The following is a 21915-nucleotide window of genomic DNA, read 5'->3' as shown; positions in this document are numbered from 1 at the left end:
TCATGGATAAGCAGGAAAACAAACTTATCAGTCATTCGGTTAGCCTTTGCCCGATCTGGCCCACCCAAACCTCGGAAAAGATCGGCCGTATGGTCGGCGAGATCATCCAGGCCAATGACATCATGGCCAAGATCGCTTCCACCGCCCAGAACAAAGCGATTAAGGGCGGTTTCGCGGCGGAGACCTGGCACGCTGAGTCGTTCAACTTGGACGCCATCCTCAAGGATAAGGATGTGCGAGCCTTTACCGATAACTTTGCCAAAACGCCGTTGGCGAAGAACGACATGATTCACGACATCGTCATCATGAAAGGCGATACCCAACTGCAGGGCGCACAGCTGAAATACTTCAAGAACGCCGATGCCACTCAGAAGGCGTTTCGTTCAAGCAAGGACGGGGTTCACCGTTACGAGAACGCCGATGTGTTCCTCGGTCCGTCCGACCAGATTGAAGGCATCAAGCTGTCTGCTCACAAGGACATGCTGAAAAACCGGGACTCCCGCCCCGAGGTCGCCCGGGCCGCGGAGAAAGTGCATGACAAGGGCGCTGGCCGCCTCGACGCCGAGGGGGGGCAGTCCACAGAGTTGAGCAAGCGCGATGCTGAGCACGTCGGATCGGGATCGGCCTCCGGCAAAGAGCTGCATGAGAGCATGCAGACGGGCTACCTGAACAAGGCGACTTTTCAGCAAAGCATGCGCGCGGCAGGGTCGGCGGCCGTCGTAACTACTGTCATCGCCGGCAGTATCAATACCTTCCAGTACATCCGTCAGGTCAGGGATGGCGAGATAACTGCCGAACGGGCCACCGTGCTGATCCTACAAAACACGACCATCGCCGCCGGCGACAGCGCACTAAAGGCTGGTGTGGCCTCCGCGAGTGTCAGTATCGCAGCCCGCTCGATGCCTGGTCTGTTCGCCGGCTCAGTGTTCAAGCGCACCTTCGCCAATGGCGGTATTGCCGGGGCGGCCGTCTGCGCGGTGGACGTGGTGCAGAACCTAGTGTTGTTCGCCGCCGGCAAGATCACCGGCGAAGAACTTGAAACCCGCACCGGCAAGGGGTTGCTGCTGACCGGCGCGGGCGTGAGCGGTGCTTCGGTGGGCGCAGCGATTGGCGCCTTGGGCGGTCCTGCGGGTGCGCTGGTGGGCAGCATCGTCGGTGGCCTGATCACGACGCTGGCGATGAACATTGCCCTGGACAATCACATCGAGAAGAGCTTCCAGCTGACCTTGGTCGCCACGGAACGCGTGCTCAGCAACGGCGTCGTCGTTCATGAAGCCCTGGAATACCTGCAGGTTTCGCAACAATTCTATGGTGACTTCCACAAGGGCCTGTATCTGTCGGAGAAGCACTTCGCCGCTCAGGTCAAGACTCTGGAAGCGCAAAGCAAACGACTCAGCAACAAGATCAACAATCTTTAAGGCCGGAACCATGAGCGAGACAACGACAGCGCTGCAAGAGCAAATTTTCCATGAGCCGCTGCAGGGACCCGAGCTTGAGGCTGTGACCACACTCGTCAACCGCCACAAAGCCAATGCTGCCCTGACCCAGCAACTGGCTCTGGATGCCTCGCGGCTGATTACCAGTAGCCAGGAGCGATTGAAAAAACAGTCGGGCGCCGGCTTCTTCAAGCGTTTCGCCAATAGCCTGACCGGCAAGACCAGCGAAAACCAGTTGCTGAACCAAGCCGACACCCTGCAAATGCAGAAGTACGCTTGGCACTACCTCAAGCAGCTACAACAGCAGAACCTGATCAACGCGCAGGGCATCGCAGTCATCCGCAACAACCTGGGTACGATGAACGATTATATCATCGAGACCCGTGACTTCCTGGAAACCGCCATCGACCGCATCAACAGCCGGTTGAAGACCGTCGAGAACAGCGCCAGTTTCCACAACTGGTCACTGAACATCGAGGCCAACAAGCGCCGCTTCAAATCCATTCCAGGCAACCTGCTGATCCTGCACCTGACCTATGACTTCCTGCGCGCCCATCGCGATATCGAACTGACCGAGCGCGATGTCAATCATCTCGTGGTTACCCTGGAAAAACTCGGAGTCAACTGCGATGACGAAGTCGAGATGCTGGGGTTCATCATCGAACTGATCGACCAGATCGAGGTATTCGGCATCGATCGCTACCGTAGCATGATCGAGCTGGCTGTCGACGAAGGCCACGTGCTGGACTCGCACTTCATCCAGAAAAACATCTCGGGACTTGGCTTCAACGCGCTGTACTTCCTCTCAGAACAGTACGAAAAGATCATCGACCTCACCGACGATGAGCTGTGCAACAGCGACGCGGCTCGGGAGAAAATCATCTCACGCTTCTTCGGCAACGAGTTTGGCGGGCTCTACTCCAACTATGGTGTTCGTGATCTAATCGGCGAAGTAATTGGCGGCAGCCTAGTAGCGCTGGATATCTACAAGGAACAGAACGGCTTCAACGTCAGCGCTGATACGCCCCTGGATGAGGAACAACCCGAAACCCTGTCGCTGACCTCTGAACTGCCAGACATCAAGGCCCACAGCTTTCTCGACAAAGCCGACGACGAAGCGAGCCACACTTACCTGCGCCTGTTCGCGTTGTGCTTCGATAATGCGGCCTCGCTGGACGCCGCAGGCCAAGAATTTCTGAGCCAGTTGGCCGAACACAGTGGCTGCCCGGAGGTGGTGTCGCAGATTCTCGGCATCGCCGACAATCCGCTGAAGGAGCGTGAGCACCTGCCAGCGTTGCAGGCGCTGCTCAAAGACGATGACAAGGCCTACACATGGCTCATCGACGCCTTCTTCCTCCTGACCTTGTGCCGCAAGAAGGTTGAGAACCCGCGTATGCTGCGGATTTTGCTCGCCCTCAAGCCAGGCAACTTCAAAGAAAACCTGCCGCAGGTACAGGCGTTGCTCAATGAGGGTGACGAAGCGCTGCTGGTGAAAGCGGCGGCAAGCCTAGCCATGCTGACCCAAGGATGGAAGAACGTCGTGCGCTATCGCGCGTTGCGCTTCGAGCAGTCCTGGATCTCCACGGAGAAGCAGCTCTATGCCGCCAGCATGGACGCCTCGAACATGACCATGGACCTCATGACCGCCACCAATAAGGCCACCGACTGGTCATCTTTCATGGGTTCGTTCGATGAAGGATTCCTTGGCAAAATGGCAACGGCTGCCGGTAGCGCAGCCTATACCATCGGCCGCAAGTCGGTGCTGTCCAGCCTTAACGACATGCGCCGCAAGGCACAGGACTTTATCGCCGCCAATAGCCCGGCACTGAGTTCCGCCAACCGCGTGATCTCCCAGTGGGGCCTGCCGCGTATCGATTTCGAGAACGAGATATCCTGGTCCGACTACGACCTGGACAACGCGGCGGAGAACGATGACTGGTACCACCAACTGAACGACTGCGAGCGCCAGATCGACCGGACGCTCACGGCATTCTCCGATGCCTGCTCCGATGCGGATGATCAGCTCGGCTACTTCCGCAAGGGCGATTTCGACAGCTCGGTAGTGTTGGCCCGCGTGCGCAAGCGTGAAGAGCAGGAACAGCAGAAATTGCGCGAGGCCTTGGAAAAGCAATCCGTTACCTTTGAGCACGACGGTAAGCGACACTTGTTTGCCATCGATTGGCATGACATGCAGAACCCGCCCTGCGACCCAGAAGAGATTCGCCATATCAAGACCGATGGCAAGGTCTGGCTGATCGTGGACAACGACGAACAATTCTACCGGAGCGAAGACGGCGAGAACTGGCAGGCGGTCAAACCCAATATCGACGATGAACGCATCTGGATTCGCCGCCTTGAGGTGATTGGCGGCACCTGGATACTGATGGTGGGCTCCGAGGGCTTCTACTACTCCCGTGACGCACTGAACTGGGAACGTTCTCAGTACCCGGACGTGCGCGACAACTACGCGTTTTCCGCCACCGAAGACCTTGTCTTTTTCAATGGCCAGTGGCTGTGGCGTTTCACCGAGCGCGCCGAGTTCGAATACACCGACAAAGGCTTCCTGTTCGACTCGACCAAGACCTCCAACTACGAAAAGCCCGCTTTCTTCTGCGCCAAGGAGCTGGGCGATGTCTGGGAACGCTGGGAGAGTCGCCTGAGCCTCTCTGAGGGTGAGGAAGTGGAGTATCTGCGCGCAATACCGGGCACATCGTGTCTGCTGGCGTACTGCAAGTACAGCGGTTTCTACACCATGGTGAAGAAGAAGACCAACACCAGTTCGTCGGTAATGTACTACATACAGGGCAAGGGCTGGCGCAATTGCACCTGGCCTGAAGATGACCTCACCTTCCATGATCCGGTCGTCACCGCAATGGACGGCACACTGATGTGCTTCTCCTGGGGCAATCTGCTGACTTCGCAGAAGGGCTACGACTGGAAGCGTCAGTCAGACGGACTCAGTGTCGATACCTGCTACCACCTCGAAGACTTGAGCCTGTTCCCGTCGCGCAACGACCACCAACGCATCCACGTCAGCCAAGACGGGCAGGTGTTTAAGGAAATCATGCTTGAGAAAGGGAGCTGGAAATACTTCGCGGCCAACGACCAAGGCGCGCTGTGCGTCTACGCGCCTGACGCCCACGAAACCTACCTGCGGGTCGGCACCTTCGTCCGCCAGGTCAAGTGATGGAACCGGCCCGCCTCTGGGGTGAGGCCGGGCGTAAGCTTGCAACAGCCGGTTCGCCAGCGGTAGGGGCGCTCACCAGTGCCACATAAGTCCGTCTGGGCCTGTGACCGACATCATTAGACATGGACCCTGAGTGCTGCAAACTGCTGCCCTGAGCAGCTGCCATCGAATACCGCACACTCTTCTTAACGTCAGATTGGGAAGATGATTACCTCGGGGTGTGGACGTTTTCTGCTAAGGATAAGGATCGACAGGTATGGCAAGGCAGATTAGTGAAGCATCCCTGCGCAAGGTTGCCCATGAAGAGCTGGAGGTTCTTGAGGGGATTATTGATTACGCCGAGCGGATGATCCGTGAGGGCGATTTGGCTTACCGGAGTCTTAAGCGCAATGCCTACGGCAAGGCGCTGGTAATCGAACGTGAGAACGAGGGGGTTGCTACATTCCGGCTGGGTATGGACTCGCTGGTATACCCCAAAGCCAGCTCGGGCTATACCACTCCCCACTCACCAGTGGGCCGCCTTTGCGCTGTGGCAGGGATGGGCTTTGAGAGCTTCTCTAAGGCCTGGGGTGAATACCGGGTCACTGAGGCTCGCCAGTTTCGTCGCCATGATTTTGAAGAGCTGGAGCGTCATGCGCGCAACTTTCTGGCGGTGGGCGTAGAGAATGCGAACGGCCAAGGAAAGGTCATGGATCTGCGGGCCTTTTTGACAAAGACTAATTCGAAAGACCAGCCAATTGCCGGCAAGCAAACCACTGAACCGAGTAAAAAGTCTGCAAAGTCCAATAGCGTAGAGCAACCTGTCGCCATTGTGCCGCCCATTCGCAGGGAGCTGCTTGAGCCTGCCGAGCAAGCATTTAAAGATGCCGGGTTTCCAGACATACCGGTGACAGAGGTTTTTACGCACCTGCCAGACGACGGACAGTCAGCGGACGACCCGCTAGAGCTGACACCGTCCGTCCCTGCTGCGCCGCAGCTGCAAATTCTCGATGATGACGAGGAAGAAGATTCGGCACTGTCGATTGCTGATCTCGATGATGTGGAAGATGACGTTGGCGGTGAGCTAATTGAGCGCATGAGCCTGGATGAGCACTTTTTTCTTAATCGAACCCCTAATCAGGACAAGATCATTTCCCGTGCACCAGTTGGGCCAATGTGGGTCGAGGGCGTTGCGGGCTCAGGCAAGACCTCGGCTGCCCTTGGGAGGACCAAGATGCTCTGTGACTTCAACTCGAATGAAGTGACAGATCGTGAGACGTTCCGGTCCATTCTCGGTGACGACTTCGACTACTGGGAGGGCGAGTTTGCTGGCAAGTTTTCTCAGGACGGCAGCGTCGGTTTTGTGCGCACTGGCGAGCTGATTCAGTACCTCAAGGAAACCTGCAGCCGTTTAGGTATGCCCGGTTTGCCGGTGCTTGAGTATCACGAGTTGCGCTTCAAGCTGCGCAACTATCGCAATCTAGAGTCTTCGGCGGCTTCTGGTAAGCGCTTCAAACGCAGTAGCGACGAGGGGCCTTCTCTGACCACGACGCTGGCCTGGCTCAATGCCGCCCGGCTTGCGCTAGCGCGGGTGATTGCCGCCGACTTGCAGAGCCCGCTAGTTGAGGTCGACAGCGAGCATCTGCGACGGTTTACTGCCCAGCAGCGCAGTCAGTTCACCGCTGCCCGCCAAGCGCTTGTAGCAAGTATTGATGAACTGGTGCAAGAGCTGCTCTCGCCTTTGAATGCGGAACGAGCCTTGTATCGGTTGGCGGCCAGATTGTTGGAGAAGATTCAGGCGCTGGCTCAGCGCATTCTTGGTCCGTCAACCCAGAGTATTCATCTGGGGGAGCAAATGGCCTATGGCGAGGGCATTCCGGAACTGGCGCAAAGGCTGGCAGAGTTGCCCGTCGATTTGTTCCAGCAACCCAATCAGGTTCTGGTGCTATACAGGGCCGAGGCCGAGGGGGCTGAGGCATTGCCCTGTGTATCGAGCAGTCGATACCAATACCTCTCGGCGGATAACCACCCCTTATCCTTCAATGATGCTGTGCAGGCCTCACTGGCGGGCTTGAGCGTCCGCGCTCTACTGCCATCGATAGTAACTGTTGAAGGGTATGAAGCAAAATTCATGCTAGTCAATGAGCTGTTCATTGCGCTTGGTACGCCCAGGTCCTTGCTCTATCTGGATGGTGAGGGACTGAAGTGGTTGAAGGTCAGCAGTGGGATCGGTAGTCAGGTGCTGCCTGGCGAGGACGAGCAGGCGCGAACTTCGGTACGCAAGATATTCCTGCAGACAGCGTTGGATTATCTGGCCAAGCCGCTGAAGAACTTCGCCGGGCTGTATGCGAAGGCGCTGTATGAACATGCCGACATCTTCCCTGACGCGGCCATTGCATGGCAGGTACTGGAGCGTCTTGAAGAGCAACGCCTGTGCGAGACCGATATCGACTTGCTGCTATGCCTGGCTCACGACCTGAGTGCTGGAGTAACAGCCACGCTCCCCACCAGCCTACGCGAGGCCCCTTTCTATCAGAGCGTTTTTGTCGATGAAGTGCAGGACTTTAGCGAGCAGCAGATCTATTTAATGACCTCCCAGGCTGATCCGCGTTATAGCGCGATCACGGTGGTGGGAGACCGTTCGCAGCAGTTGCTGCACAATGAAGAAATGCACATTGCGGACTGCTTCCCGATTGGCAAACGCCCAGAGTTTGTGGCGTTGGATGAGAATTTGCGGCAGAAAGGGCAGCCGGATCTAGTCGCGCTGAGTACGGTACTTCGGCAGTTGTTTGAGCGCGGAGCCGATACGGATGTACAGCAGCTAGACGCTGACGTTCTGCATGATCAGGTTAGCGAGCAAGGTGCTTACATGATGCGTTGCTTTGCCGAACGTGAAGAAGAGTTCAGGTATCTGTGCGAGGTAATCGCCGCTATCCCTGAGAATCATTCGGTTGCTGTAGTGTTGCCTGATCAGGTAACCGCTCGGTCCCTGCATGCTTTATGTGAGCAGGAGCTGGAGGGCAGTTTCCGCAAGATGAGCGTATCAGAGCAGATCGATCTGTCGAAAAAGTACTTGGTGCACTTCACGTCGGTGTTGCATGTGAAGGGGCTGGAGTTCGATGTTGTGCTGTTGCCAATGATCGACCAGTACGATCTTGGTCAGCCGGTATTCCGCAACCGGTTGTATGTAGGTTGTACGCGAGCGAGACAGCAGTTGCTGATGAGTCGGCTGCGCTAGTAGATAACTAAGGATTGAATGAACGATGGAAGCCAACAGCCGTCCTCTGCTAAGAATCTTCGAACCCACGGTCTGCTACCAGATTCCGCTGTTCCAGCGGCCCTATGTCTGGAAGCGTGAGGATAACTGGCAACCGCTATGGGAGGACTTCGAGCGCCTGCTCGGTGTGGTGCTGGCTGGTGAGAAGTTGCGCCCGCACTTCCTCGGTGCCGTTGTGCTTGAGCAACTGCGCAATGACACCGGTTCTGTGCAGGGCCGCCAGGTCATTGATGGGCAGCAGCGTTTCACCACCTTGCAGCTGCTGCTGATCGCCGCTCGCGACTTGTGCCGCAGCCGGGGTAGCGAGCGCTTTGCCGGGCGCTTTGAGTCAATGGTCTCAAACAGCGACACGATGGTCGATGACCCGTCAGAGGTGCCCAAACTGTTGCCAACCAATGCCGATCGTCACGCCTTTACCTTGGTACATGGCGCGGGCAGTCCGGATGCGTTATTGCAGCAGGTGAGTAAGAAGGGAGTGGACTTCAGCCACGATCAGGGCATCGTAGGAGCCTACCTGTACTTTTATGGGCAGTTCGAGGAGTGGTTGCAGCCGGAGGCTGCAGAAGCCGAAGAGTCGCCGGATAAACAGCTGGACGCCCTTTGGGCTGTGGTTCGCAATGGCTTGCAGTTGGTGGTGATCGATCTCGGCGAAGACGACGAATCGCAAGTGATCTTTGAGACGCTCAATGCACGTGGCACGCAGTTGCTGCCGGCGGACTTGATCAAGAACTTTCTCTTCCAGCGTGCTCAAAGCGAAGGCTGTGATATCGATACGCTGTACGAAGAGCATTGGGCAGAGTTCGATGGAGAGTTTTGGCGCCAAGAGGTCAAGCAGGGACGTGAAAACCGTCCGCGCATTGACATCTTCATCCGCCATTTTCTAACCCTGACGATGCGCCGCGATATTCGTGTTGGTCACATCTTTAACGAATATAAGAATTACGTGCAGTACACGGCCGACTGGAGCTCTTGCTTCATAGACCAGGCCGACACTGCCAGTGAGCATATGGCGCTGCTCAAGACCTATGCCGAGCATTTTCGGCAGTTCTCTTCGCTTGCGACAGGATCTCGTCTAGCTCGTTTTCTGGCGCGCCTCGTGGTGATCGATACTTCGACGGTTTATCCGCTGCTACTGCTATGTAGTCAGCGACTGCGGCCGCAGCAGCAAACCGAGTTTGAGGCGATCCTGACGGTGATTGAGTCTTATCTGTTCCGTCGGATGATCTGTAGCCTGACCACCAAAAATTACAACCGACTATTCCTCGATCTGATTCGTCATCTCGAGCGTGAAAAGCACATCACCGCCCAGGTGGTTGGCGCGTTCCTGCTCTCCAGCGAAGGGGAAAGTGTGCGCTTCCCAAAAGATGGCGAGCTGGGCAAGGCGTTACTCGATTACCCACTGTACCAGTGGTGGCCTCAATACCGTGTGCGGGCGGTGCTCAAAGCCTTAGAGGGGGCGCTGGCGCATGCTAAAAGCGAGGCTATCAGCTTGCCGAAGGGGTTGACCATCGAGCATATTCTGCCTGTGAAGTGGCAGGAGCACTGGCCGCTGCCCGCAGAGGTGCAGAATGATCCCCAGGCTAAGATGGAATTCAGCCAGCGTCGTGATCGAATCAAGCATACGCTGGGCAATCTGACACTGGTGACCAGCAGCTTGAACCCTGCATTGTCCAACTGCGCTTGGCTAGCCAAGAAGCCGGAACTCTTGAAGTGGAGCAAGCTGAATCTCAGTCGTGCCTTGCATGACCATGGAGAATGGTCGGAGCAGGAGATTCTCGCTAGGGGAGCGTCGCTGGCCAAGTCTGCGATTCAGATCTGGCCATATCCGGATGTTGATCAGTAGCAACTGGAGTGGAAGCATCTTAAGCAACGAGTGTTCGGAGTTACTTTGCTGAGGGCAACTGCTGGCCGATTGTGTTGAAAAAGCCGACCCGGCCTGAGTACCCATGCATTGAGCGGTGAAAACGCCTTTTTTGCACGCTACTACGTCAAATCTGAGCCCTGAACCTTCTGCGCAGAAAACAGATTTTCGATCTCAGACGCGTACTTTTCTGCCATAGAAACCGAAGCCGATTTTTTCAACAGAATCGGCCACAAACCTACGCGCACCGATGATCGCTTTAACCCAATCTTTCTGGTCATCGATACCCAGTAAACTGCCCAGCGCCGATGCAACTGCTTGGTCAAGTCGGCGAAATTACCCAGGAGTAGCGCATATTGATTGGCTACCGGTTCGAACGCTCTGCGCAGGATGATCTGCACATCCACTCTCGCAATCAGGTGCAGGTCGCTGTCGTGCTATTGGTGTGCGCCATTGCCTTGAGCCTGCCGATTGCGGGTGTCGTGTTCGCGGTCACCGATGAAAGCTCGACGCTGGCAGATATGCATCCGCTGCATGCGCTGATGTTCGGCGTCCTGATGCTGTTGATTCCCGCCCTTGCGCTGTTGATGCTGGTCTACACCGCTGCCCGTGAGACCTTTGTGTTTTCGCGAGTCAAGGGTGAAGTTCAGCGCATTACCCGAAACCTGTTTGGACGCCGCGAACGTGTGCAGGCGGTGTTCAGTGTCAAATCCCCCAAACAGCTGGAACTGCGCCGCAGCAAAGGCGCCAAGGTCCGCGATACCCAGCTGTGGCTGGTGATGCGCGATGGCGTTGAGCAGCGTTTGACCAGCCAGAATGTTCCGGTAGTGCCGGGCAGCAAGCGCACTGATGTGTGGCTGCATGAACTTGCCGATTATCTGCAGGTGGCCGTGCCCACGGAGGTTGTTGAGCCGGTCTGCGGAGCGGCTACAACTGCGATAACTGCGCCGGCAACGGCAAGCAAGATGGCTGCAAAAAATGTAAAACAGCGCAAAGGCGATAAGCCTGAACAGTCAACGGAGTTGGCCGGGGCAATAGGGGTTCCGGCACGTGTTGTACTCACCCTGGTGGCCGCCTTCATGGCGGTGCTGGAACTGACCCGCGTGATGAATCTGGTGCCTGCGTTTTTTACCGGTAGGCTCAGTGTCAGCGGCTTTCGATCCCGCCCGATCATCTATTACCTGTTCGAGCAGCCCTGGTCTTTTTTATTCAACCTGCTGTTCGGTATTGGTGAGGTGCTGCTGATTGGCTTTATCGTCTGGCGGTGTCTGGATATCGCGATTCGCGGCCGGATTAAATCCTGATCCTGAGCGCAGTTGTTTCATTCCTCAATCCAATCCCGCAACACAAGGATTCAGCCATGTCGCTAACCGCTGAGCACTCTATATTCTCGGAATCAGACAGCCTGTTCATGAGCCAGGCACTGGAGCAGGGTCGGCGCGCATTGCCGGGCTGCCAGCCGAACCCGCCAGTGGGTTGCGTCATCGTGCGCCATGGCGTTGTTGTCGCCAGCGGCTACACGCAACCGCCGGGGCAGCATCATGCGGAGGCAATGGCGCTGTCCCGGTTGGCGCCAGACCTCGATGAGCTGATGGCCTATGTGACGCTGGAACCCTGCTCGTTTGCGGGGCGTACGCCTTCCTGTGCGCTGGCTCTGGTCAGTTCGGGAATCAAGCGGGTGCATGTCGCGATGCTGGACCCTGACCCGCGTAATGCTGGCGCGGGTATCGCGATTCTTCAGCAGGCGGGGATAGCGGTTACGGTTGGCTTGCTTGAAGAGCAGGCTGGCGAGGATCTGGGGCCTTATCTGCAAGGTGGGCAGGCAAACTAACAGTAAAAACCTGTGTTGCGGGCTCGCTCATCGCGGCCTCGGTCTGCTCGAAAAACCAGGTCAATGATATACGCCGAATAAACATAACAAGGATGGCCATGATCTTACCAAGCAATATGTTGAGCCCTGGCGCTCACTCAAGTCCGGAACCTGACAGCAAATGGATTTCCGTATGGGCGGCAGCCGAGCAGGGCCCTTATCCGGTTGGAAATCCTGCCGCTCAGCCTGATTTACAGTATGCGTTTCCAGATGAGGCGAGCGGGGCGAACAACCAGAGTTTCCGCCTCATCGTTCGGCCCAGTCGCTGGGGCTCACATGCCCGTATTCGACTATCAAACTCATTTGGTACACAGTCGGTGGTGTTTGAGGGAGTCTCTGTCGGCTTGCATGCTTACGGGTCTTCAATCGTGGCAGGCAGCAGTCGACCGGTTTTGTTCGCGGGCCAAAGTAAAGTGATCATTCCCGCCGGGGAGTCTGTCTGGAGCGATGCTGTTGAGCTGCCGATTCATAAACAGGCATTCCCTCTGCTGGAGGGAAGGAAAATAGCCGTCAGTTTCGCTGTCGTAGGTTCGAGTGGGCCGATGACATGGCATGCCAAGTCGCTGAGCACTTCCTATCTAAGCAACCCCAACACCGTTGCGTCTGCGAATGATGACGCCGGGCTGGAGCTGCCTTACAGCACGATATCCACTTACTTTCTTGATGTTGTGGATATGCGTATGCCTGGCGATGCACAAGTTGTCGTCGCATTGGGTGACTCAATCACCGACGGTGTGGGGTCAACGTTAAATGGTGATGATCGCTGGCCGGATGTTCTGAACCAGCGCTTACATGCCGCCTACGGCGATAAATTTTCGGTTGTAAACCTTGGGATGGGTGGCAATCAGATCATTGGCCCAAGTGTCTATACTGCGCAGCAGGCCTTTCGGGGCGGACCGGCCGCTGTATCACGAATTGACACGGACATTGTCAAGCTGTCTGGCGTTTCGACGGTGATCTGGATGCAAGGTATAAATGACTTTAGCGAGAACGGCAGGGCCTCGCTAGATGACGTCATCCAGGGAATGACGGGCGCGATTGCAAAATTGCGTGAGTGTGTAAGCGGTGTTCGTATCATCGGTGCAACCCTAACGACGGCTTACGGCAGTACCAGCGCTGCCCATGGAAGTCTCGAGCAAGACAATAAACGCAAAGCGTTAAATGACTTTATCCGGTCGAGTCAGTTATTCGACGGCTATGTTGATTTTGACCTGGCTACCCGCGATCCCGCCTCGGGAAAATTGCAAAAGCAATTCGTGCCAGACAGCACGATCGGCGGCCCGGGCGACGGAGTCCATCCGAACAGAGCAGGTTATCAGGCGATGGGAAAGGCGATAGATCTTGAAATGCTTCTAAACCCTGGAGCGAAATAAACTGTAGATCGTGGGCTATATCGAGCAAATATAAAAAAGCGCAGCCTGCTCACCACAGGCTGCGCTTTTTCTATCGCTAACCCGCCATCAACTGCCCTGCAACGGCTTGAACGAGTCCTGGAAGAAGTAGTCCTGCCATGAGGCCGGTTTGTTCTTGATCGCGCCCACGCGGAACAGGAATTCAGCCAGCGGGTAGGTGTTCTTCGGGGTGGTGGTGAACTGGAACTCGGGTTTGTCGATGATCTTCAGCAGTTCGGCCTTGTCGATCTTGGCCTTGCTGACCCGGATGTAGGTGTCGGCGGCGCCGCTGATGTCTTTCTTGATGTAGGCCTCGGCCTCACCCAGTGCTTCGATGAACGCCTTGTAGGTCTTGGGGTTCTCGGCGCGGAATTTTTCGGTGGCGAACAGCACGGTCGGCGAGTTGGGGCCGAGCAGTTTGTAGGTGTCGAGCACCACGTGCACGTCTTTGTTTTTCGCCAGTGCCTGATCCTGGAACGGCGGGTTGGAGAAGTGGCCGTTCAGTTCGGTGCCGCCGGCAATCAGGCTGGCTGTGGCGTCCGGGTGCGGCAGGCTGACGGTGTATTTGTCCAGGCGGTTGAATTCCTTGTCGCCCCACAGCTGCGCAGCGGCGTACTGCAGGTAACGCGACTGCACCGAGACGCCGACTGCCGGTACGGCGATGCGGTCTTTTTCAGTGAAGTCCGCGATGGTCTTCACGTTGGGGTTGCTGCTGAGCAGGTAGTACGGGAAGTTGCCCAGCGAGGCCACGGCCTTGACGTTCTGGCGGTCCTTGGTGCGGTCCCAGATGGTCAGCAGCGGGCCGACACCGGCACCGGCAATGTCGATCGAGCCAGACAGCAGCGCGTCGTTGACCGCCGAGCCGCCAGACAACTGGGTCCAGTCGACCTTGATCTCCAGGCCGTCGGCCTTGCCGTGTTTCTCGATCAGGTTCTGGTCACGCACCACGTTGAGCAGCAGGTAGACGATGCCGAACTGTTCGGCGATGCGAATCTCGCCTTCAGCCTGGGCGGTGGCAGGCACCATGGCTGCGCCGGCCAGCAGGCTGGTGCACAGGCCCAGTGTGGTGGCCAGGCGGCTGAGGCGAGGAAAGCGGGTGGATTTGTTCATGCATGCTCCGGTGTTCGGCAGTGGTGGCATTCGATGCATGGATCTTATAGGTATTAAAAATATTTTTTAAATATCGATATTGAATAACGATAGTTTCGAAGCGCTGCCGGGCGAATGTGCTTTCTTATGCGATTTTTAGATAAATAAATTAACGATAAATAACAAATATTAATATTAGGTTATGCGATTAAGGAATTTTACAGATCAACCAACCTGCGTTTATGTTCTAGCCATGGCCGTTCATGACGCTCCCCTGCATCCTCGGCCACAGTATGGATGTGCGTTTGCCGCGTGGCAGGATCGCCACGCACTCTGGTCACCAGGCCGGTTTTGACATTCCGGCCCAACAAGATCGCGCTCGACCCGACCCCTCGCACGGTGGAGGAGAGCTGTAGCCATATCGATTCCATGCGAGGGTTCCTGTACATGAGCACCTGACACCGCCTGCCGATCCGTCGCCCCAGACGTAGATCCTCCTTATCGACCCCGAGTCCGAACCCGAATCTGAGCCCTGCACGGCGCTTTGCGCCTGTGTTCGCTCTGAATAAAGCTCGCCAAGCCGAGCGCCAGCACGAGTAACCGGCATGAGCCAGAGACAACCTTATTCCAACAGCTTGCTGAGCCTGCCCCATGGCAATAACCGCTTGAACCTTGAGGCGGTGCCGCACCACGACGACCTGCAGCAGGAGCGCCTGCACCGCAAGCAGCGTCTGGCGGCGTCTTATCGATTGTTTGCCCGCTACGGGTTCGAAGTCGGGCTGGCCGGGCATTTCACTGCCCGCGACCCGATCGAACCGGAGCATTACTGGATCAACCCGTTGGGTGTGCCGTTCTCGCAAATCAGCGTGTCCAGCCTGTTGCGGGTCAACCGTGAGGGGCAGGTGGTGGAGGGCGAAGGCCTGCTTAACACCAGCGCGCTGGAGCTGCACGACGGTATCCAGAATGCGCGCCCTGAGGTGGTCGGCATCGCCCACTTGCACGGCTTTTATGGCCGCACCTGGTCAGCGCTTGGCCAGTTGTTCGAGCCTATTACTGCCGAAGCCGGTGCCTTTGTTGCCGATCAGGCGATCTTCCGCCGCCATGAGCTGCGCAGCGGCGACGGCCGCCTCGACAACGACCGTGATCGAGTGACCGCAGCGTTTGTCGACAGCTTTGCCAACAACAACTTGCTGTTCTGGCAGAACCACGGGGTCTGGACGGTCGGTGAGACGGTCGAGAGCGCTGCCTGGCGCTTCATTCTGGCCGAGGACGTGGCGCGCTCGCATTTGCTGGCCCGTGCTGCCGGTGTGCCGGTGGTGCCGCAAACCGACCCGGTCACTGCGCAAAGCCGCGCCCGCAACGAGCTGTTTTCGTGGCTGAACTTCCAGCCGCTGTGGGACGAGATCATCGCCCAACAGCCTGACTTGCTCGACTGAGGCGGTTGATCATGACCGACCTGACACGACGCAAGCTGCTGCGTGGCGCGGCCGCGCTGGGCGCCGCCGGGCTGCTGGCTCCGGCACTGGCGGCTACGCAGGAACCGCTGCGGGTCTGGCGCTATAAGGGCTCGGCGGCGTCGTTCATCGAGCTGGCCGGCCAGGCTGACACGCCGTATCCGGTGCAGTGGGTCGACATTGCCGGGGGCAATATCGTGCTTGAGGCGCTGCGCAGCGGCAGTCTGGATTACACCCAAATGAGTGAAGTGCCGCCAATTTTTGCAGCGCTGGCCCAAGTGCCGCTGGCGGTGGTCGCGGTACTGCCTGGCGCCCGCCAGGACCTGGGGCTGGTGGTGGGTGGCGACACCGGTATCGCTCAGGTGGCCGATCTCAAAGGCCGCAGTGTCGGTTATGTGCGCGGCACCAACACCCAGTATTACCTGCTCGACTTGCTCAGCCGTCACGGCTTGACCCTGCAAGACATCAAACCGGTGCCCATGCCGATGCAGGAGGCGCTGATTGCCTTTCGCAGCGGCCACCTGGATGCGCTGGTGGCCGGTGGTATCAGTGCCCTGCAAGCCACCGAACAAAGCAACGCCGGCGTGCCGGCGCTGCGCCTGGAAAACGCCAGCCCGTTTGTGGGCAATACGGTGATTGCCGCCCGCCGCGCCACCCTGGATGACCCGCTCAAACGGGCGCAGATCGCAGATTTTCTGCGCCGCGAGCGGGCGACTTGGGCCTGGGTTGCCGCCAACCCCGAGGCTTGGGCACAACACAGTGCCGAACTGACCGGTATCAGCGCCGACCTGTACCTGCGCCAGTTTCGTGAGCGCGGTGCGCCGATCCGCCTGGAGTCGATCAGCGAGCCGGCCATCGTTTCGGCGCAGCAGGTCGCTGACAGCTTTTTCGAGCATCGCCTGATTCGCCAGCGCGTCGATGTACGACCGCTGTGGCGCGACGATTTTAAAACCATTCTGGAAGCCTGATCCCTTATGAAACTGACGTTCCCTCAGCCCTCCCTGGCGCTGGCACCGATGCTGCTGGCTGGCTTCACGCTGTTGCCGGTGCATGCCGCCGAACCTGTTGAAAGCCTGGAAACCGTGGTGGTCACCGGCTCACGCGGCAGTGAAGCCCGCACCGTGACCAGCAGCCCGGCGCCTATTGACGTGGTCAGTGGCGCGCAACTGGAAAAAACCGGCCAGGCCAGCTTGCGCGGCGCGCTGGAAAAGGCCTTGCCGTCGTTCAGTCAGCGGCCGTCGGGTAGCTCCAACGACAGCATTGCCCGGCCTTATAGCCTGCGCGGCCTGAACGGTTCCAACGTGCTGGTGCTGGTCAATGGCAAGCGGCGCCACAACAGCTCGGTGATCAACCTCGATTCCACTGCCGCCTATGGCACCAACCCGGTGGACCTGGACCTGATTCCGGTCAGCGCCATCGACCATGTGGAAGTGCTGCGCGACGGTGCCTCGGCGCAGTACGGCTCCGATGCCATCGCGGGGGTGATCAACATCATCCTCAAGCAGACCGACCATGGCGGCTCGGTCAGCACCCAGTATGGCGAATACTACGAAGGCGGCGACGGCGGGACGATTCGCAGTGCGGTCAACTCCGGCTTTGCCTTGCCCAACGATGGCTTTTTCAACGTCTCGGTGGATGCCAAATCGCAACAGACGGCGGTGCGCTCCAGGGACGCGACCGGTAACTTCTACTTTCCCGGCGATGCACGCGAGGCCGGCGCCGACCGCCAGCCGCAGCGCAACGGTCTGCCGAAGATCAAGGGCTACAACCTCAGCTATAACGCCGAACTGCCAGTCAATGACGACCTGACCCTGTACTCGTTCTCAACCTACAGCCAGCGCGACGCCAGGGGCGGGCAGAACTTCCGGCGGCCCAACTCGACCAACATCATCCCGCAGATTTACCCGGACGGCACCGCACCGTTCTACACCCTGGACGAGACCGACTTTCAGGCCGCTGCCGGTGCCAAGGGCCAGCTCGCCGAGTGGAACTGGGACCTGAGTTCGACCTTTGGCCGCGCCAAGTCGCTGGCCGGCTCGGACGAGAGCCTTAACGCCTCGCTGGGCCCCGGCAGCCCGACCCGCTTCGACAGTTACACCAACACCTTCGATCAGTGGACCAGCAACCTCGACCTGACCCGCGCCTTTGATGTGGGGCTCGCCAAGCCGCTACAAGTGTCGTGGGGTGCCGAGCATCGTCACGAGCGCTACAAGACCCAGTCCGAAGATGTCGAAGCCTGGATCAACGGTGGCTATGTCTACCCGAGCGGGCCGCTGGCCGGCCAGCCCGCCGCCGTGGGCGCTCAAGGCGCGATCACCCTGACCCCGGAAGACGCCGGGCAGAACAGCCGCAACAGCTACGCCACTTACCTGGACCTGGGCATCAACCCCACTGACAAGCTGTACCTGGGCCTGGCCGGGCGCTTCGAAAAATATGACGACAGCTCGGGCAACACCGCCAGCGGCAAGGTTTCGGTGCGCTACGACTTCACCCCGGAGTTCGCCCTGCGCGGCACGCTGAGCAATGGCTTTCGGGCGCCGTCGCTGTCGCAATCGACCTATGCCCAGACCTCTAACCAGTACACCTTGGTCAACGGTGTGGCGCAGTTCGTCGAAGCCAAGACCGCACGGGTCGACTCGCCGCTGGCTCGCGCCCTGGGCGCCGAAGACTTCGACCCGGAAAAGTCGCGCAACATCAGCCTGGGCCTGACCTGGAAGCCATTGCCGCAAGCCAACGTGACCCTCGATGCCTACCAGATCGAGATCAAGGACCGGGTGGCGCTGACCGGCTTTCTGTTTGGCAGCGGGGTTAACCAGGTGCTGCAGCAACTGGGTTATACGCCCGGTTACCGGGTCAAGTACTTCACCAACGCCGCAGACACCACCACCCGTGGCGTGGATCTGGTTACCGACTATCGGGTCGATTACGGGCGCTTTGGCAGCGTCAAGTACGGCGTGGCGTTCAACTACAACAAGACCGAGCTGGACAGCATCAAGTCGACGCCGGCTGCGTTATCCGGCAGCGGGCTGGAGTTGTTCGACCGGGTTGCCCAGGGTTACCTGACCGTGGCCAACCCGGAGACCAAGCTGATTCTCAGCGGCCAGTGGAAGATCGACCGCTTCGACATCAACCTCGGCGTAACCCGTTACGACAAGGTCACGGTGCGCGATGCCAACCCCAACTTCGACTCGACCTTCGGCGCCAAGTGGATCACCGACCTGGAAGTCGCCTATGCGGTCACCGACCAGCTGGGCGTGGCCGTGGGCGCCAACAACCTGTTCGACGTGCGTGCCGACAACAACGGCTACCCGGCCGGTGACGTCAACGGCTTCCCGAAATTCGGCAACGCCTCACCGTTCAACCCTTATGGCGGCTTCTGGTACACGCGCCTGAGCTATGACTTCTGATCTGTAGGAGCTTTCATGAGCACAACGCAGAAACAACTATTGCTCGGCGCCTTCATCCCCAGCGCCGGCATCATGGGTTCGGCCTGGCGCCACGAGAGCGCCGCACCTGACTCGTTTCGCGACTTCGGGCACTTTCGCTGGATCGCCGAGACCCTCGAAGCAGCGCGCTTTCATGCGCTGTTCTTCAATGACACGGTCAATGTCGAACCGGACCTGGCGGTGCTGGAGCGCGGCCCCAACAGCGTGCGCTGGGACCCGTTGATCCTGCTCCCGGCACTGGCCCTGGTCACCCGGCATATCGGCCTGATCGGCACCGCCAGCACCACCTACAACGAGCCTTACAACGTGGCCCGCAAACTGGCCAATATCGACCACCTCAGCGGTGGCCGGGTCGGCTGGAACTTGGTGACGTCGCTGGGCGGCGGTGAGAATTTCAATCTCGACGCCCATGTGTTGCACGCTGATCGTTACCAGCGCGCCGAAGAGTTTTACGACGTGGTCACTGGCCTGTGGGACAGCTACGCCGATGATGCCTTTGTGCAAGACAAGGCCAGCGGGCGTTTTCTCGACACCGCCAAGCTGCATGTGCTCGACCACCACGGCAAGCACTTTCAGGTCCGTGGCCCGCTCAATGCCGCACGTCCCGTGCAGGGTTATCCGGTGATCGCCCAGGCCGGCTCGTCGGACTCCGGGCGTGCCTTGGCGGCGCGGGCCGGTGAGCTGATTTTCACCGCCCAGCACACCATCGAGCAGGGCCAGACGTTCTACCGCGAGATCAAGGCGCGGGCGGCAGAATTCGGCCGCGACCCCGATCACTTGAAGATCCTGCCCGGCGTTTCTCCGGTGGTCGGCAAGACCCAGGCTGAGGCGCAGGCCCGCTATGACCAGTTGCAGGAACTGCTGGAACCGAAAACCTTTCTGCGCAGCATCTCGAAGTTCGCCAGCCTGGGCTTTGATTTGTCCGAGCTGCCGTTCGACGAAGTGGTGCCGCTGCCGCCGGAGCAGTTCGACACCAATACTCACAAGAGCCGGCAGAAACTGGTGTTCGAGCTGATTCGCCGTGAACGGCCCACCGTGCGTGAGCTGTTCAACAAGCTCACCGCCGGCGGCCACCGGATTCTGATCGGCACCGCCCAGAGCATCGCCGACGACCTGCAAGGCTGGTTCGAGGCCGATGCTGCCGACGGCTTCAATGTGATGTTTTCCGGGCTGCACCAAGGCATCGAAGGCTTCGCCAAAGAGGTGGTGCCGGAGTTGCAGCGCCGCGGGCTGTTTCGCACCGAATACCAAGGCCAGACCCTGCGCGACAATCTGGGCTTGCCGTACATTCGCAACCGTCATACAGCGGGGCAGGTGGCATGAGCAAACCGGTGCAAACGTTGTTCAAACCCGCCGCGCTGGCATTAGCCTTGCTGCTGGCCGGCTGTGGCGAGTCGCCGCCGCCTGCCAGCCAGGCGGCGGTCGGCACGCCGGTCAGTGGCGGGGTGCTGAAGGTCGCGCTGGATGGCGACCCCAATTGTGTCGATCCGCATCAGGCCGGCAATAACACCGCGTTGAATGTCGGTCGGCAACTGGTCGATTCGCTGACCGACCAGGACCCACAGACTGGCGAGATCGTGCCGTGGCTGGCCAGCCGCTGGGAGATCGACGCCGAGTCCCGGCGCTTTACCTTTTACCTGCGCGACGGGGTGAGCTTCAGCGATGGCTCGCCACTGGATGCCCAGGCGGTCAAGGCCAACTTCGAGAAGATCATCGCCCTGGGCGCCCGCTCGATCCTGGCCGGTACGTATCTGACGGGCCTGCAGCGCATCGACACCCCCGACAGCCGTACCCTGGTCATTGAGTTCAAACAACCCAATGCGCAGTTCCTGCAGGCCACCTCGACCATGAGCCTGGGATTGCTGGCACCGGCCACGCTGGCCAGCGACCCGGCCGAGCGTTGCCAAGGCAAGTTGATTGGCAGCGGGCCGTTCAAACTCGACAGTTTTGTGCACAACCAGAAGGTCAGCCTGTCGCGCCGTGACGACTACAACTGGGGCTCGTCACTGGCGGCGCACACCGGCAAGGCCTGGCTGGACGGCATCGAGTTCATCATCGTGCCTGAGTCCGGGGTGCGGCTGGGCAGCCTGTTGTCCGGGCAGATCGACGTCGATACCGGGGTGGTGGCGCAGAACGAGAAAACCCTGGAGGCTCAGGGCATCCCCTTGCTGACCCGCGCCAACCCTGGGGTGGTGTACAACCTCACCCCCGACCTGAACAACCCGTTGTACCGCGACCTGCGGGTGCGTCAGGCGCTGATCAAGGCGATTGATCGCGAGCAACTGCGCAGCATCATTTCCCGTTACCAGCGCCCGGCGACCTCGGTGCTGGCCAGCAGTACGCCGTTCTATACGGACTTTTCCGCGCTGCTGACCTATGACCCTGACGGCGCGAAGCGGCTGCTCGATGAGGCCGGCTGGCTGCCGGGCGTTGACGGCATCCGGCAGAAGGACGGCCAGCGCCTGAGCCTGAAGGTCGATTACTGGCAGAACACGCCGATTCTGGAGCTGATCCAGCAGCAACTGAAAAGCGTCGGGGTTGAGCTGCGGCTGAACCGTACCACCATCAGCCAGGTCACCGCACTGATGAACAGCGGCGATATCAGCCTGCATTTCTACAACCTGACCCGCGCTGACCCGGATGTGCTGCGCACGCTGTTTCATGTGAACGGGCGTAACTATGGCAAGCGTCAGCCAGGCGAGCTGGACAAACAGCTCGAAGCTCCGGCGGCCACCCTCGACCCGGCGCTGCGCCAGCAACGGGTCGACGCGGTGAGCCGTGAGTTGATCGAACAGGGCCAGGTGATTCCGCTGATCGAACTGGCCACGGTGATCGCCCATGGCAAACGGGTACATGGCCTGCATTACGAGGCTTCGTCGCGCTTGCAGTTCTTCGATACCTGGCTGCAGATGCCATGAACGCCGT

13 protein-coding genes are annotated in these 21915 nt (G+C 58.9%); 12 read left to right on the top strand and 1 reads right to left on the bottom strand.

Annotated features, from left to right (window positions below; genetic code table 11):
- Window positions 1–2: 2 nt before the first annotated feature.
- The 7 genes from PSCI_RS23800 (at window position 3) to PSCI_RS23770 (ending at window position 12983) form a co-directional block, all read left to right on the top strand.
- Window positions 3–1418 (top strand): hypothetical protein, encoded by a 1416-nt coding sequence (locus PSCI_RS23800; RefSeq protein ID WP_045491787.1) that lies wholly within the window; start codon window positions 3–5, stop codon window positions 1416–1418.
- A 10-nt stretch (window positions 1419–1428) separates the two neighbouring features.
- On the top strand, window positions 1429–4623 hold the full coding sequence (locus tag PSCI_RS23795; protein WP_045491785.1) for a hypothetical protein: 3195 nt from the start codon (window positions 1429–1431) through the stop codon (window positions 4621–4623).
- 256 nt (window positions 4624–4879) lie between these two features.
- Window positions 4880–7840 (top strand): ATP-binding domain-containing protein, encoded by a 2961-nt coding sequence (locus PSCI_RS23790; RefSeq protein ID WP_045491783.1) that lies wholly within the window; start codon window positions 4880–4882, stop codon window positions 7838–7840.
- A 25-nt stretch (window positions 7841–7865) separates the two neighbouring features.
- Window positions 7866–9722 carry a DUF262 domain-containing protein gene (locus PSCI_RS23785; RefSeq protein ID WP_045491781.1) on the top strand — a complete coding sequence of 619 codons (1857 nt, stop codon included), beginning with the start codon at window positions 7866–7868 and terminating at the stop codon, window positions 9720–9722.
- Window positions 9723–10096: 374 nt separating this feature from the next.
- Complete coding sequence (locus PSCI_RS23780; protein ID WP_331711511.1) at window positions 10097–11044, top strand: hypothetical protein; 948 nt, start codon at window positions 10097–10099, stop codon at window positions 11042–11044.
- A 56-nt stretch (window positions 11045–11100) separates the two neighbouring features.
- Window positions 11101–11571, top strand: a complete 471-nt coding sequence (locus tag PSCI_RS23775; protein WP_045491776.1) for a bifunctional diaminohydroxyphosphoribosylaminopyrimidine deaminase/5-amino-6-(5-phosphoribosylamino)uracil reductase RibD — start codon at window positions 11101–11103, stop codon at window positions 11569–11571.
- A gap of 98 nt (window positions 11572–11669) precedes the next feature.
- Window positions 11670–12983: a GDSL-type esterase/lipase family protein gene (locus tag PSCI_RS23770; protein ID WP_158497597.1), complete on the top strand. Its 1314-nt coding sequence runs from the start codon at window positions 11670–11672 to the stop codon at window positions 12981–12983.
- A gap of 87 nt (window positions 12984–13070) precedes the next feature.
- On the opposite strand, the gene PSCI_RS23765 is transcribed toward PSCI_RS23770, so the two are convergent.
- Window positions 13071–14111 (bottom strand): ABC transporter substrate-binding protein, encoded by a 1041-nt coding sequence (locus tag PSCI_RS23765; RefSeq protein ID WP_045491771.1) that lies wholly within the window; start codon window positions 14109–14111, stop codon window positions 13071–13073.
- Window positions 14112–14695: 584 nt separating this feature from the next.
- Here PSCI_RS23765 and PSCI_RS23755 point away from each other — a divergent pair.
- The 5 genes from PSCI_RS23755 to PSCI_RS23735 are packed head-to-tail and all read left to right on the top strand — an operon-like array spanning window position 14696 to window position 21908.
- Window positions 14696–15526, top strand: coding sequence for a class II aldolase/adducin family protein (locus PSCI_RS23755; protein WP_045491765.1), 831 nt, complete (start codon window positions 14696–14698; stop codon window positions 15524–15526).
- Window positions 15527–15537: 11 nt separating this feature from the next.
- Window positions 15538–16512 (top strand): ABC transporter substrate-binding protein, encoded by a 975-nt coding sequence (locus PSCI_RS23750; protein ID WP_045491762.1) that lies wholly within the window; start codon window positions 15538–15540, stop codon window positions 16510–16512.
- Between the two features lie 6 nt (window positions 16513–16518).
- Complete coding sequence (locus PSCI_RS23745) at window positions 16519–18951, top strand: TonB-dependent receptor plug domain-containing protein (protein ID WP_045491759.1); 2433 nt, start codon at window positions 16519–16521, stop codon at window positions 18949–18951.
- 15 nt (window positions 18952–18966) lie between these two features.
- A complete protein-coding gene (locus tag PSCI_RS23740; RefSeq protein WP_045491756.1) occupies window positions 18967–20313 on the top strand; it encodes an LLM class flavin-dependent oxidoreductase in 1347 nt (448 codons plus the stop codon).
- Between the two features lie 8 nt (window positions 20314–20321).
- Window positions 20322–21908 carry an ABC transporter substrate-binding protein gene (locus PSCI_RS23735; protein WP_231906493.1) on the top strand — a complete coding sequence of 529 codons (1587 nt, stop codon included), beginning with the start codon at window positions 20322–20324 and terminating at the stop codon, window positions 21906–21908.
- Window positions 21909–21915: the final 7 nt, after the last annotated feature.

The sequence above is a fragment of the Pseudomonas sp. StFLB209 genome (assembly GCF_000829415.1).
GTDB lineage: Bacteria > Pseudomonadota > Gammaproteobacteria > Pseudomonadales > Pseudomonadaceae > Aquipseudomonas.
Note: the sequence above shows the minus strand (reverse complement) of the source record. Positions and strands in the feature narration are given on the sequence as shown.